This is a genomic window from Leminorella grimontii (genome assembly GCF_039789245.1).
GTDB classification, from domain to species: Bacteria; Pseudomonadota; Gammaproteobacteria; order Enterobacterales; family Enterobacteriaceae; genus Leminorella; species Leminorella grimontii.
Genome location: NZ_CP146357.1, coordinates 2908591 through 2921193, shown reverse-complemented (window position 1 = coordinate 2921193; position 12603 = coordinate 2908591). Strand labels below are relative to the sequence as shown.

Annotated in this window: 16 protein-coding genes; 12 read left to right on the top strand and 4 right to left on the bottom strand. The window is 54.5% G+C overall.

The features are described from left to right. Positions 1–55 precede the first annotated feature (55 nt). The 3 genes from garL to V8L73_RS13565 all read left to right on the top strand — a co-directional run bounded on the left by garL (position 56) and on the right by V8L73_RS13565 (position 3033). Positions 56–826: a 2-dehydro-3-deoxyglucarate aldolase gene (gene garL, locus V8L73_RS13575; RefSeq protein ID WP_027274633.1), complete on the top strand. Its 771-nt coding sequence runs from the start codon at positions 56–58 to the stop codon at positions 824–826. Positions 827–925: 99 nt separating this feature from the next. Further along, complete coding sequence (gene garR, locus V8L73_RS13570) at positions 926–1810, top strand: 2-hydroxy-3-oxopropionate reductase (RefSeq protein WP_245614590.1); 885 nt, start codon at positions 926–928, stop codon at positions 1808–1810. Between the two features lie 86 nt (positions 1811–1896). Next, positions 1897–3033 (top strand): glycerate kinase, encoded by a 1137-nt coding sequence (locus tag V8L73_RS13565; protein ID WP_347253247.1) that lies wholly within the window; start codon positions 1897–1899, stop codon positions 3031–3033. A 62-nt stretch (positions 3034–3095) separates the two neighbouring features. Here V8L73_RS13565 and emrB read toward each other — a convergent pair whose 3' ends face one another. The 4 genes from emrB to V8L73_RS13545 form a co-directional block, all read right to left on the bottom strand. Continuing rightward, positions 3096–4649 (bottom strand): multidrug efflux MFS transporter permease subunit EmrB, encoded by a 1554-nt coding sequence (gene emrB / locus V8L73_RS13560; RefSeq protein WP_347253246.1) that lies wholly within the window; start codon positions 4647–4649, stop codon positions 3096–3098. Beyond that, complete coding sequence (gene emrA, locus V8L73_RS13555; RefSeq protein WP_347253245.1) at positions 4646–5824, bottom strand: multidrug efflux MFS transporter periplasmic adaptor subunit EmrA; 1179 nt, start codon at positions 5822–5824, stop codon at positions 4646–4648. Before emrA ends, emrB begins: the two co-directional genes overlap by 4 nt. 244 nt (positions 5825–6068) lie before the next feature. Then, on the bottom strand, positions 6069–6575 hold the full coding sequence (mprA, locus tag V8L73_RS13550; protein ID WP_027274628.1) for a transcriptional repressor MprA: 507 nt from the start codon (positions 6573–6575) through the stop codon (positions 6069–6071). A 263-nt stretch (positions 6576–6838) separates the two neighbouring features. After that, the gene (locus tag V8L73_RS13545; RefSeq protein WP_027274627.1) at positions 6839–7555 is read right to left on the bottom strand and encodes an XRE family transcriptional regulator; all 717 of its coding nucleotides are present in this window, start codon (positions 7553–7555) and stop codon (positions 6839–6841) included. Positions 7556–7695: 140 nt separating this feature from the next. On the opposite strand from V8L73_RS13545, the gene V8L73_RS13540 reads away from it, so the two are divergent. The 9 genes from V8L73_RS13540 to V8L73_RS13500 all read left to right on the top strand — a co-directional run bounded on the left by V8L73_RS13540 (position 7696) and on the right by V8L73_RS13500 (position 12595). After that, positions 7696–8055 carry an antiterminator Q family protein gene (locus V8L73_RS13540; RefSeq protein WP_081650780.1) on the top strand — a complete coding sequence of 120 codons (360 nt, stop codon included), beginning with the start codon at positions 7696–7698 and terminating at the stop codon, positions 8053–8055. Between the two features lie 344 nt (positions 8056–8399). Further along, the gene (locus V8L73_RS13535; RefSeq protein WP_309297255.1) at positions 8400–8711 is read left to right on the top strand and encodes a phage holin family protein; all 312 of its coding nucleotides are present in this window, start codon (positions 8400–8402) and stop codon (positions 8709–8711) included. After that, the gene (locus V8L73_RS13530; RefSeq protein ID WP_027274623.1) at positions 8701–9126 is read left to right on the top strand and encodes a lysozyme; all 426 of its coding nucleotides are present in this window, start codon (positions 8701–8703) and stop codon (positions 9124–9126) included. The genes V8L73_RS13535 and V8L73_RS13530 overlap by 11 nt, the downstream gene beginning before the upstream one ends. After that, positions 9123–9485 carry a hypothetical protein gene (locus tag V8L73_RS13525; RefSeq protein WP_347253244.1) on the top strand — a complete coding sequence of 121 codons (363 nt, stop codon included), beginning with the start codon at positions 9123–9125 and terminating at the stop codon, positions 9483–9485. Before V8L73_RS13530 ends, V8L73_RS13525 begins: the two co-directional genes overlap by 4 nt. Beyond that, positions 9475–9627, top strand: coding sequence for an Rz1-like lysis system protein LysC (gene lysC / locus V8L73_RS13520; protein WP_261833084.1), 153 nt, complete (start codon positions 9475–9477; stop codon positions 9625–9627). Before V8L73_RS13525 ends, lysC begins: the two co-directional genes overlap by 11 nt. A 410-nt stretch (positions 9628–10037) precedes the next feature. After that, positions 10038–10535, top strand: a complete 498-nt coding sequence (locus V8L73_RS13515; protein WP_347253243.1) for a phage neck terminator protein — start codon at positions 10038–10040, stop codon at positions 10533–10535. A 4-nt stretch (positions 10536–10539) separates the two neighbouring features. Next, on the top strand, positions 10540–11622 hold the full coding sequence (locus tag V8L73_RS13510; protein WP_347253242.1) for a DUF3383 family protein: 1083 nt from the start codon (positions 10540–10542) through the stop codon (positions 11620–11622). 26 nt (positions 11623–11648) lie between these two features. Continuing rightward, positions 11649–12086, top strand: a complete 438-nt coding sequence (locus tag V8L73_RS13505) for a phage structural protein (RefSeq protein WP_347253241.1) — start codon at positions 11649–11651, stop codon at positions 12084–12086. Positions 12087–12178: 92 nt separating this feature from the next. Beyond that, positions 12179–12595 carry a phage tail assembly chaperone gene (locus V8L73_RS13500; RefSeq protein ID WP_347253240.1) on the top strand — a complete coding sequence of 139 codons (417 nt, stop codon included), beginning with the start codon at positions 12179–12181 and terminating at the stop codon, positions 12593–12595. Positions 12596–12603: the final 8 nt, after the last annotated feature.

Genomic DNA, 12603 nt, shown 5'->3' with positions numbered 1-12603 from the left:
CTTGAGGGGCCGCGTTAGCGGCCCGAGCGCTGTAAATACGAGAGAAGGTTTCATCATGGCTAAAAGTTACATTCCAAACCAGTTTCGCCGCGACCTGTTGGGCGGCAAGCGGCTTATCGGCTGCTGGTCCGCGCTGGCGAACCCTATCACTACCGAAGTGCTGGGCTATGCGGGCTTTGACTGGCTGCTGCTTGACGGTGAGCACGCGCCCAACGACGTAGGCACTTTTATCCCTCAGCTGATGGCGCTGAAGGATTCAGACAGCACCCCCATCGTGCGCCCGCAGTCTAACGATCCGGTAACGATCAAACGCCTGTTGGATATCGGTTTCTATAACTTCCTGATCCCGTTCGTTGAGACCGAAGAGGAAGCAAAGCGCGCCGTGGCGTCTACCCGCTATCCGCCGCACGGCATCCGCGGCGTGTCCGTTTCTCACCGCAGCAACCAGTTCGGTACCGAAGCGGGCTACTTCAGCAAAATTAACGACAATATCAGCGTCATTGTGCAGATCGAGAGCCAGAAGGGGCTGGACAGCCTTAACGCTATCGCTGCCGTTGACGGCGTAGACGCGCTGTTCGTCGGCCCAAGCGACCTGTCGGCCGCGCTGGGGTATTTAGGCCAGGCCGGGCATCCCGACGTGCAAAAGGCGATCCGTCAGGTGTTTGACTGCGCTAAAAAGCACGGCAAGGCCTGCGGCATTCTGGCTCCGGTTGAGGCGGACGCCCGCCGCTATCTCGAATGGGGCGCGACGTTCGTCGCCGTCGGCAGCGATCTCGGCGTTTTCCGCGGCGCGACGCAGGCGCTTAGCGATAAGTATCGGCAGTAAAGTACAAGTCAGGCTCGCTGCCTCATGTGAGGCGCCGCCGCGTTTTCAGCAGCCCGTGCGAATGACCGCGCGGAGTTTATGGACTATGAGGAACAAACAATGAAAATCGGTTTTATTGGATTAGGGATTATGGGTAAGCCAATGAGTAAGAACCTGCTGAAAGCGGGCTACTCGCTGGTGGTTATGGATCGCAATGCGGACGCCGTGGCGGAAGTCGTTGCTGCCGGTGCGGTTTCAGCCTCGTCGCCGAAGGCGGTTGCACAAGCGAGCGACGTGGTTATCACTATGCTGCCCAACTCGCCGCACGTTAAGGACGTCGTTTTGGGAGAGAATGGCGTTATCGAAGGCGCGAAGAAGGGGCTGGTGGTTATTGATATGAGTTCCATCGCGCCGCTGGCCAGCCGTGAGATCTACGCCGAACTTGCCAAAAAGGGCGTCGAGATGCTGGATGCGCCGGTCAGCGGCGGCGAGCCGAAGGCGATTGACGGCTCGCTGTCGGTGATGGTCGGCGGCGATAAGGCGATTTTCGATAAGCATTACGACATCATGAAGGCAATGGCCGGATCTGTGGTTCATACTGGAGACGTCGGCGCGGGCAACGTGACCAAGCTGGCTAATCAGGTCATCGTGGCGTTAAACATTGCCGCGATGTCCGAAGCGCTGGTGTTGGCGACCAAGGCGGGCGTGAATCCTGAGCTGGTTTATCAGGCCATTCGCGGTGGCCTGGCGGGCAGTACGGTACTGGATGCGAAGGCGCCAATGGTGCTCGATCGCAACTTTAAGCCGGGCTTTCGCATCGATCTGCACATTAAGGATCTGGCTAACGCGCTGGATACTTCCCACGGCGTAGGGGCTCAACTGCCGTTGACCGCCGCCGTGATGGAAATGATGCAGGCGCTGAAAGCGGACGATATGGGAACGTGCGATCACAGCGCTCTGGCTCGCTACTACGAGAAGCTGGCGAAAGTGGAAGTCGCCCGGTAATGACGCCGTGCCGCGGGCAAGCGCGTCCGCGGCGCTAACGGAACGTATTACTCTGGTCATTTAGTTATCTTTTATATGGACAGGTTATGAAAATAGTCATCGCACCGGATTCCTACAAAGAGAGCCTGAGCGCGCTGGACGTTGCGCGGCAGATTGAGGCCGGGTTCCGTGAGATTTTCCCCGATGCGCAGTACGTTAAGCTGCCCGTTGCTGACGGGGGAGAGGGTACCGTTGACGCGATGGTAGCCGCTACGTCAGGAACGATTCTTACTGTAGACGTGACCGATCCATTAGGCGAACAGGGAGAAGCTTTCCTCGGCCTGTCCGGCGATGAGCGTTACGCCATTATTGAGATGGCGGCAGCCAGCGGTCTGGAAAGGGTGCCGGTTAGCCGACGTAATCCAATGGTGACAACCTCTTACGGTACCGGAGAGCTGATAGCCAAGGCGCTGGATCGCGGCGTGACTCACTGCATTATCGGCATCGGCGGCAGCGCAACCAATGACGGCGGCGCCGGCATGGTGCAGGCGCTGGGCGCAAAGCTGCTCGATAAAGAGGGTAAAGAGATAGGCTTCGGCGGCGCAGAGCTCGCCAGGCTGGACAGGATAGACGCCAGCGGTATGGACAAGCGCATTAAATCCTGCCGATTTGAGGTAGCCTGTGACGTGACCAATCCATTGACCGGGCCGCAGGGCGCATCCGCCATCTTTGGCCCGCAGAAGGGCGCAACGCAGGAGATGATAGCCACGCTGGACGCGAACCTGCTGCACTATGCGCAGGCGATTAAACGCGACCTGGGGCAGGACGTCAACGACGTGCCGGGTTCCGGCGCGGCGGGCGGCATGGGGGCTGCGCTGCTGGCGTTTTTGGGGGCGGAACTTCGACCCGGCATAGAGATCGTCACCGAGGCGGTTGGCCTTGCCGACGCGGTTAAAGATGCGGATCTGGTCATTACCGGCGAGGGCCGCATCGACAGCCAAACGGTAAACGGCAAGGTGCCAATTGGCGTGGCGCGCGTGTCCAAGCGCTACGGCAAACCGGTGATTGCTATCGCCGGAAGCCTGAGCAGCGACGTTGAGGTGGTTTATCAGCACGGGCTGGATGCCGTCTTTAGCGTACTGTACAAAATCACTTCGTTGGACGATGCCCTCAAGCAGGCGGCGGACAACGTGAAAATGACCGCCAGAAACGTAGCGATGGCTTATCGATTGGGTAGGCTGTGAAAGCGTGACCGTTTGGCTAAACGAACCCCGCCGAACGGCGGGGTTTTTTGTGGGTTATTCCGCTAATGTTCGCCGCCGCTGGGGCGAGCGCTACCTCCGCCGATGATGAACGGCGGCTTGGCGAACCAGACGAACAGCAGCAGAACGAGAAATATCCCACCGCTGAGCCAGAAAATCTCGTTAGCGGACATAATCAGGCCCTGATTGGTTATCTGGTTGTTGAGGTAGGCGGAAGCCTGAGTTGAACTCATTCCCAGCTTTTCCAGCGAGTCGTAGGTCTGCTGCGCTATCGGATTATAGGGCGTAATCGCTTCCGTTAGACGCGTGTGGTGGAGCGACTCGCGCTGGGTCCATCCAGTTGTGGTGATCGACGTACCGACCGATCCCGCCAGCGTTCTTAGAAAGTTCGACAGGCTGGAAGCGGCGGCGATTTTTGACGGCTCCACGTCGGAAAGGGTGATGGTCGTCAACGGCATAAAGAAGCAGGCAACGGCGAAGCCCTGAACGAACTGCGGCCAGGCGACGGCGCCAAATCCCATTTGGGGCTCAAAGGTATAGGCGCGCCAATAGAAGCAGGCGGCGTAAACGATAAAGCTGAACGTTACCAAGCGACGGAGGTCGATTTTGGGGCCGTATTTGCCGATGACCGGCGCCAGCATCAGCGGTATCAGCCCGATTGGCGCCGCGGCAAGCCCGGCCCAGGTGGCGGTATAGCCAAAGACGACCTGCAAAAGCTGAGGCTGCAAAACGATCGAGCCGATATACAGCATAAACGCCAGGCTGGTGCACAGGCAGCCAATGGTGAAGTTGCGCGATTTGAACAGAGAAAGATCGACAATCGGATGGTCGTCCGTCAGCTCCCATATGATGAGGAAGGTAATGGCGACAACCGCAATGATGGAGAGCGTGATAATCTCCGTCGATTCAAACCAGTCCAGCTCTTTTCCCCGGTCGAGCAGCATCTGGAAACAGCCGATGCCGACCACCAGCAGCACGAGCCCTACGGTATCAATCGGCTTGATTTCAGTAGCGGTTTCTCTGTCCTTAAGGATGAGCCAGGTGATAGAGACAACCGCGACGCCCACCGGCACGTTGATGTAGAAAATCCACCCCCAGTGGTAGTTGTCGCTGATCCAGCCGCCGAGTATTGGGCCAAAGATGGGGGCGACGGTCACGGTCATTGACCACAGCGCCAGCGCCATGCTGCGCTTAAGAGGAGGGTAGTTATTTAACAGCAGGCTCTGCGACAGCGGCATGATGGGGCCCGCCACCAGCCCTTGCAGCACCCGAGACGCGATCAGCATTTCCAGGCTGTGCGACATGCCACACAGCCATGACGCAACGACGAACAGAATGGTGGCGGCCATAAACAGGCGGACTTCGCCCAGACGTTTGGCCAACCAGCCGGTGAGCGGGATAGAAATCGCGTTGGCGACGCCGAAAGACGTAATGACCCAGGTTCCCTGCGACAGGGAAGAGCCAAGATCGCCGGAAATCGTAGGAATAGCGACGTTGGCAATGGTTGAGTCCAAAATCTGCATAAAGGTCGCCAGCGCAAGCGCCAGCGTGATCCAGCCGAGTTTGGCGCCCTCTAGCGGCGCTGCGGGCGTTTTCATTTGGCCTCAGGCTGCCCGGCGTTAGTGCGCACAATCTCCGCGATAAGCTTATCGACAGGGGCCAGCGAGTGGGTCAGCGCGTCAGTTTGGTAGACCACTTCGTTTCTCGGCGCCTTCGCCAGAACGTCTCCTTCCTGATTCGCCGTGTCAACGGTGACGTCCATCGATAGGCCTATGCGCAGCGGGTGCTGTGCTACCTGCTCCGGATCCAGTGCGATTCTGACCGGAAGACGTTGAACGACCTTGATCCAGTTGCCGGTGGCGTTTTGTGCGGGCAGGAGCGAGAACGCGCTTCCTGTTCCCATGTCCAAACCGACGACGGTGCCTTTATAAACCACGTCCTCGCCGTAAAAGTCGCTGATAACCTTAACCGGTTGGCCAATGCGCATGTTGGCCAATTGGGTTTCTTTGAAGTTGGCGTCAACCCAAACCCGCTCGGCGGGAACAATGACCATGAGCGGCGTGTTGGCCGTGATTTGTGCGCCGACCTGTACGCTCCGACGAGAGACGTAGCCGTCTACCGGGGCAACGATTTTAGTTCTTTGTAGCGTCAGCCAGGCGTCACGCAGCTGCGACGAGGCGTGAAGAACGGAAGGGTGCTGCTCCAGCGGCGTGCCCAACACCAGCGCGTTGTTTGAATGATACTGTTGCATCGCCACTTCCAGCTCGGCGCGGGCGCTGGCCGCGGCGTCTCTGGCGTGCTGCAGCTCTTCTTTACCGATAGCGCCGGTTTTGCCCAGCGTTTCTCTGCGGTTTAAGTCTGCCAGCGCCTGATTGAGGGCTGTGGTTTTAAGCTCGATATTGGCCTTAAGCTGACGGTTATTGATTATCAGCTGGTGCGTCTGGCGAACGCTGTTGGCCAGCGCCGTTTGCGCCCGCTCGAAGGCCTGCCGGGCGTCCGTTTGGTCTAACATGACCAGCACGTCGCCTTTTTTAACTTTATCGGTATTGTCTGCGTAGATAGCCGTGACGTTGCCTGAAATTTGCGACATCACCTGCACCTGGTTGCCCGCTACGTAGGCGTCATCCGTCGTTTGGTGATGGCGAAGAGCGACGAACCAGTAAATGGAATAACCCGCGCCGGCGACGATAAACAGCGTGGCTGCAATCCACATGGCCAGCTTACGTGAGCGTTTTTTCTTATTGGGCTGCGGGGCTGAAGTATCCGCGGACATTCGATATCACCTTTGATAGAGCGGTTGGAGAAAGCCAAAAACGGGCCATACAACGTGTTCGTGAACGCTATAGTTTATAAGCAAATCAAACGATAGGGCAGGAAAATGATGCAGTTATTTATCGTTGTGCGTAATAAACGCATATTTAGCTAAATGATAAAAACGCTAAGGCTGCGCTTCTTAACGGTTTGCTAAGTGAAAGCCGTTAAGAGGCACAGCCCGGTATGAAGGTTAAAAACAACCGTTATGCAGGGTCGAGAGTTTCTAAACGCGTTAGCAGCTTGCGGTTCAAGAGGTCCAGCTGCTCGCGTTCTTCTTTGGAAAACGCCGACCAAATCTTTAACAGATTGGCGTTTTGCTGTGGAAGAAGGCTGTTTAGGAAGTCTTGTCCCGCCTGAGTCAGGAACAGATGCAGACAGCGGCGATCTCGATCGCTCTCTTTACGCACGATCCAACCTTTCTTCTCAAGATCGTCGGCAATGCGCGTTGCGTTCGTTCTTGATGAGCCTAGCGCCAGGCTGAGTTCCGATGGTTGTATCGACTTGTCTTCCTGAGTATTCAGAATAATTAACGCCATAAAGAGGGTTTCATTGATACCCAAGGTTTTGAAGTTTTTATTCCGGTATTCAAGCAGTTTTGCATAGGTATGCATGCTGAGACGGGTCAGGTGAATCTCCTCGTAAGGAAAATCGTCCTGTATAGATAAATATAGGTTTAAAATGTCTTCCGTTGGTGTAAATGAACTTCCCATGTGCGCTCTTCTCCTTTTTTGTATCGTTGTATTATAGCTGTATTATTACTTACTAGTAAATATTATCTGTTTTAATTTTTTAAGATGATTAATGTGTGTTGATTAATTTAATGCATCATTACAACGTGTTTGCAACGTTTTTTTGCGACTTTGTTGATATACAGCGAGAAATATTCTGAAAAGATTAAACGTGGTGCGGCGTTTCCGAGGGAAAGGCGGCGCCGCATGGGATCGCGGCGCGTAGGGTGGGTGTAAACAGGGTGTTACCAAAGTGTAGAGGACCAGAATACTCGCCCAATGATGTGAATTCTTTGTTCAAATTCTTCCCGACTCAAATGTTCGTCAGGATAATCGGTATTATTAAAGCTTTTAATAATAATACCGCCGTCCGGACGAGGAATTAGCTGCTTCACGCGGATCAGGTTGCCGTCACGGATAGCATAGAGGTCGCCATCGATGATAGGCGAATTATTAGCCGTGTCGATACCAACCACGTCGCCGCTTCGCAGCATCGGCGCCATGCTGTTGCCAATAACTCTGACTACGCGCGCGTTGCGCGCGTTGACGCCCATCCTGCGCAGGGTGTAGCGGCGAAACGGCAGCGCATAAATTTCATGCTCGTTCTCCGCCATTGCGCCATCGCCGCAGGCGGCTTCGACGTTAAGCATCGAGACTTCTACAAACTCGTCCCTGTCGTGGTTCATGGATTCCCACTCTTCGACCTTCAGGCTGCTGGCCTTAATTTCCGAGTCATACACTTCAGCGGATTTGACCTTGACGTGTTCGTCGCCGAACATCAGCCACTGGGGCGGTACGCTCAGCGCCTCGGCCAGCTTATCCAGATTACGCGGCGCCTTGGTTTGCCCAGACTCTATTTTATTAATCGACTGCTGGCTCACCCGGATTTTTTCCGCCAGCGTTTTTTGACTTAAGCCTAACTGTTCGCGCCTCCAGGCGACGCGTTCTGCTAACGTTTGCATAGGCATTCTCTTTGATGTAATCGGTTTGGGAAAATACAGCGAAATAGAACTCTACTATAACAACTAATTTGTGTTGATCAACCGATAATGATCGATTACTATAGTTGTACAACTTATTGTTGTTATTTTTCGGGGGGATAATGGACAGTATTAAAACGACATTAGAGATGTGGGGCAACTGGGCTCGCTGCGGCGTAGGTACGGAATATGCGAAGGTTAACGTCACCTTTCAGGCGTCTTTACCGGGAGAGTCTTCGACGCTTTTTCGTTCCGATGACAAGCAGGGGATGGTGGTGGATTCCGCCGTCGCCGGGCTGCGCCATTTCGACAGTTTGGCTTATAAGCTGGTGATTGCACACTATGTTTATCGCATTAGTCAAACCAAGCTGGCCAAGCAGCTTGGAAAAGCGCAGAGCTACGTTGCGGGGATCCTACGCATTGCCGAGGCGTTTATCGCCGGGCAGATTTTCGTTCAAACGGGGGAGGTTCTTTCCGTATAGGAAAGTGATTTTTCACAGCAATTTATCATCACGATTTTTATCAAATGCCGCCGCACAGGGCGGCATTTGCATGATAGAGAGTAAAAAAGCAAAAGTTGTAAAAACAACTTAAAATGGTTGACTCAATCTGATTATCAGGTATAGTAAGCACTATAAAGTCACCTTTATATATCCAGACACCAAGTTTAAAAGCCCACTTATCCGTGGGCTTTTTTGTTATGGCGCTATCGCGCCTGTCCATGTCGATCGCCTGAGTTCAGGCTTGATTCAATATCTATGCGTTCATTCAGGGCCTCCTTTGGAGGCCCTTTTTTGTGCTTTTTATACGGGGGAACTCCATGCCAATGAAAGAATTACAAAGTTATAACGTGATAAGCCACGTTCTGGTTCTGGTTATGACGCTGCTGGGCGCCGTGGCGAGCTATGCCTATAGGATCCTGAACGGAGAGGAGTTTCGCTGGTCGATTCTTTTTCTTCAGGCCATCGTGGCCGTGTTTACCGGCGCCATGGTGCTGCTGGCGGCCAGCTATTACCACTGGGCGGCCGAGTTTGCCGGCGGTGCGGCGGGGCTGGCCGGGTGGTCCGGCGCTGAGTTTATTAAGCTGCTGGAAAAGCGCTTCCTAAAGCGTTTGGGGGAAGTGCGACATGATGATTAGTCAGCAGGGCGTCGATCTTATCAAGTCTTTTGAGTCCTGCCGCCTGAAGGCCTACCTGTGCCCGGCCGGCGTGTGGACCATCGGCTACGGCCACACTTCGGGCGTGAGGCCCAACGATGAAATTTCCTCGGCGCAGGCTGAACGCTACCTAAAGGCGGATTTGGTGCGCGTTGAGCAAGACGTCCGCATTCTGGTTCGCGTCCCTCTGACGCAGGGGCAGTTTGATGCGCTGGTCTCTTTTGCCTTTAACTGCGGGACGCGTGCGCTGAGCACTTCCACGCTGCTGCGTAAGCTTAACGCTCGGGATTACGCCGGCGCCGCAGAGGAGTTTTTCCGTTGGGTTTATGCCAACGGTAAGCGCCTTGCTGGGCTAGAGCGGCGGCGGCGGTTAGAAAAGAGGATGTTTGAATCATGAATGCGCTGATTAGGCATGCCGCGCCTGGCGTCGTGATTGTTCTTCTGGGCATTGTCGTTTGGTGGGCCTTCGGCCAGATGAAATCGCTTGGCGCAAAGCTGGAACTGGCCGAAAGCGAACTGAAAGTTGAAAGAGCCAGCGTGGAAGGGTTAAGGCGCCAATATGCGCAAATTCAGGAGGTGCTGGACGATGTGGCGAAGAAAAAAAATGAAAGCGACCGCGAGGCGGGGCGACTTCGTACCGAGCTGGACGACGTTCAGCGCGCCGTTCCGTGTGCCGGTCAGCGCGTTCCTGATGCTGTTACTCTGCGGCTGTGTGAAAGAGTCTCTGCCGTCAATGCCGCTGCCGATGCCAGATAGCCTGTTACAGCCCTGCCTGGCGCCGGAATACCGCGTGAAGAACTACGGTGATTATCCAGGGTACGTTGCCGAGCTGCTGGCGGTGATTGAGCAGTGTAACGAGCGGCTTCTGGGCATTCGGAATATTGAACGCCTGCGGTAATATTCAGGCTACTGTAGCTTGCATAACCCTGATTATTGTTTTGGTTGTGATAAAAACAACTAAAAGGGGTTGACTCAATCTGATTATCAGGTATAGTAACCACTATAAAGTCATAAAACTGTATCTTAAACGTTGTTAAGCAAGGCCCGCATCTTTGATGTGGGCCTTTTGCTTTTTAGGCGTAGGAAGACAGGATTAGGATTTTTTGGTACGCGCTTTTCCCTATGAGGCGAAGGGCTAAAGAATGCGTCGGCGCTTGCGCGGGTGCTTCCAGTCTGTCTGGGCGACGATGGATAAAAAGGGGATAAGCCCAACGAGTCCGACGTTTAGCCTTCGTTGGCGTACTGCACTTGGGCCCCGCGCTTGCGGGGCTTTTTCTTTTTCTCACTCTGTTCATTTCTGAGGTTTTCATGACAACAACCATTGAACAGCGGTTAAAGGCGTTGTTACAGCCTTTACTGAACGTCAGCCTGATCGCAAAAGGAGAAGCTCCTCCGTCGTCTGCGTACGCGGAGCTGAGCGTTGTCTCTCTTACTGCGTTAGGCATGGGCGATGAGGTGGCAAAGTCCGTCGATGACGAAGGCAACCTGCTTATTCGCGGCCAGCGGCGCGCAGAGATTGCCATTCACTGCACGGGCTGCGACCCGGTTGAGGCGCTGATGCCGGTTATTGACGGGTTCAGAAGGGTTTCTGTGTCAGAGCGTTTTCAGCTGGCGCAAATTGGGGTAGAGGGGAGCCCGCAGCTTAAGACGGAAATGAAGGAAGACGCCCAGTGGACGCCGAATTCAGAAACCTACTTGAGCTTTTTCATCCACTACTCCGTGACAATCAAGGACGCCGTGAGCGTCATTGAGCGTGTTCATGCCGCCACCGACGGCGGCGATATTACTTTTAACATAACGAGGTAAAACAATGGGTTCTCTGAATCAAATTGTGAACGTAAATATTGCTCTGAGTACGACCAGCGTTGCGCGTGGCGTGTTTGGCGTTCCGATGATTGTGGCGCCGCTGACGGCTTTCTCCGAGCGCGTTCGCGTGTATCAGGATTACAACGCGGCGGTCGAGGACAATCTGCCGGCTGAGGTATTGAAGGCGCTGCAGGCGGTGTTTAGCCAAACGCCTCGTCCGCAAATGTGTAAAGTAGGCCGTCTGGACGTCAGCGCTGAAGGCGCGATCGATGCCGCTTCTCTGGGCGTACAGCTTAGCGCTATCCAGTCTGAAGACGCCAACTGGTACGGCTTTGCGCTGACCAAGCGCGATGCCGATTTACAAATGGCGGCGGCAGAGTGGGCCGAGACGCAAACCAAGATCTTCTTTACCTCCAGCGCCGATGCGCAAATTACCGACGCGTCCAACTCGGCAGACGTTCTGTCTCGGCTGATGGCCAAACGCTTCCTGCGCACGGCGGTGATTGTCGATAAGCACGCCACCGAACAGTATCTGGAAATGGCCTGGATGGGGCGCTGCTTTACCATCGCGCCGGGCGGTGAAACCTGGGCGCTTAAGCAGCTTTCCGGCGTTCAGGCCTCCGACTGGAGTGCGACCGAACAGCAGACCATCGTGAAGAAGGGCGGCAACACCTTTGAGCGCTTTGCGCCGCAAATCTACCTGACGACGCCGGGCAAAGTGGTCAGTGGCGAATGGGTTGACGTTATCCGCTTCCGCGACTGGTTGGCCGACACCATCCAGACCAGCCTGAGCACGCTGATGATCAACCGCAACAAGGTGCCTTATACCGACGGCGGCATTGCGCTTATCGTCAACAACCTGACCGGCTGCCTGACGGAAGGCCAGCGCGTCGGCGGCATCGCGCCGGACGAAATCGACGCCGACGGCAACAGCGTTAAAGGCTTTGTTGTGACCTATCCTCGGAGCGTCGAAGTTCCGTTCCAGGACAAGGCTGCCCGCGTGTTGAACCTGTCGTTCTCCGCTCGCCTGGCCGGCGCTATTCATTTAACCAACATCGACGGCAATCTGTCGTACGAACTACAGTAATTAATCGCTAACAGGAGCAATAAACGATGGCAGCAGAATTAACTGGCACTTACAAAGGCGATCAGGTGTTTGTGACCGTTGGACCGGTACTGATTTCCGGCTTCAGCGATGGGGATGCGATTTCGGTGAAGCGCGCAGAAGGGCTTTATACGTCAAAAGTGGGTATCGACGGCGGCGTAGCGCGCGTGCGCAATGCTAACAAGTCCGGAACGATTGAAATTAAGCTGTTGCAGACCAGTAAAGTCAACGACGAGCTTTCCGATCTGTTTTACGTGGACAACTTTAACGAAGACGGTTCTCCCGTTTTACCTATCAGCGTCACTGACGGCAACGGCCGTACGCTGTGTTCGGCAGGGCATGCGTGGCTGAAGAACGTGCCGGACGTTTCTTTTGGTAAAGACATTTCGGAGCGACTGTGGTCTTTCGAATGTGCTGACCTGAAGGTCTACGTCGGCGGTAACTAAGTCTCGTATTTAACTAGCTCATCCTCGCTCTATCTTTATCTGAAATTATGTATTTGGGAGGCTTATGCCTCCCTTTTTTTAGGAAAACGAACATGCAAGTCGAAACTTTTATTATTAGTAACCGCGAATATACGGCAAAGAAAATGAACGCGTTTGACGCTGGGCGCTTTCTTCTCAAGATAAAGAATGTCGCAGCTCCTGCGCTGACGGCGTTTTCTCAGGCGGATAGCTCCGATGACGTAAACCTTCTGGATCTGTTCTCCGGGCTTGATGAAGAAGCGCATGAAAAAATCATTTTTCCTATTCTGGCGGCATCGGCTGTTTATTCTATTGAAGATAAAAGAAAAATTGCTTCTATCTCCGATATGAATATGTGCTTTAACGTCGACACTTTACTGGACTTTTATCTTCTGGTGTGGGAGGTGCTGAAGCTAAACTTCGCCCCTTTTATCGAACGCGCCAGCGCCCACTTTGGGTTTCAAGACAGCGTTCCGGCGGGCGGGGAATAAGCAGCGAT

Coding starts and splice junctions, on each gene's coding strand:
- garL (WP_027274633.1), top strand. CDS start 56: ATGGCTAAAAGTTACATTCCAAACCAGTTTCGCCGCGACCTGTTGGGC.
- garR (WP_245614590.1), top strand. CDS start 926: ATGAAAATCGGTTTTATTGGATTAGGGATTATGGGTAAGCCAATGAGT.
- V8L73_RS13565 (WP_347253247.1), top strand. CDS start 1,897: ATGAAAATAGTCATCGCACCGGATTCCTACAAAGAGAGCCTGAGCGCG.
- emrB (WP_347253246.1), bottom strand. CDS start 4,649: ATGAAAACGCCCGCAGCGCCGCTAGAGGGCGCCAAACTCGGCTGGATC.
- emrA (WP_347253245.1), bottom strand. CDS start 5,824: ATGTCCGCGGATACTTCAGCCCCGCAGCCCAATAAGAAAAAACGCTCA.
- mprA (WP_027274628.1), bottom strand. CDS start 6,575: ATGGGAAGTTCATTTACACCAACGGAAGACATTTTAAACCTATATTTA.
- V8L73_RS13545 (WP_027274627.1), bottom strand. CDS start 7,555: ATGCAAACGTTAGCAGAACGCGTCGCCTGGAGGCGCGAACAGTTAGGC.
- V8L73_RS13540 (WP_081650780.1), top strand. CDS start 7,696: ATGGACAGTATTAAAACGACATTAGAGATGTGGGGCAACTGGGCTCGC.
- V8L73_RS13535 (WP_309297255.1), top strand. CDS start 8,400: ATGAAAGAATTACAAAGTTATAACGTGATAAGCCACGTTCTGGTTCTG.
- V8L73_RS13530 (WP_027274623.1), top strand. CDS start 8,701: ATGATGATTAGTCAGCAGGGCGTCGATCTTATCAAGTCTTTTGAGTCC.
- V8L73_RS13525 (WP_347253244.1), top strand. CDS start 9,123: ATGAATGCGCTGATTAGGCATGCCGCGCCTGGCGTCGTGATTGTTCTT.
- lysC (WP_261833084.1), top strand. CDS start 9,475: ATGCCAGATAGCCTGTTACAGCCCTGCCTGGCGCCGGAATACCGCGTG.
- V8L73_RS13515 (WP_347253243.1), top strand. CDS start 10,038: ATGACAACAACCATTGAACAGCGGTTAAAGGCGTTGTTACAGCCTTTA.
- V8L73_RS13510 (WP_347253242.1), top strand. CDS start 10,540: ATGGGTTCTCTGAATCAAATTGTGAACGTAAATATTGCTCTGAGTACG.
- V8L73_RS13505 (WP_347253241.1), top strand. CDS start 11,649: ATGGCAGCAGAATTAACTGGCACTTACAAAGGCGATCAGGTGTTTGTG.
- V8L73_RS13500 (WP_347253240.1), top strand. CDS start 12,179: ATGCAAGTCGAAACTTTTATTATTAGTAACCGCGAATATACGGCAAAG.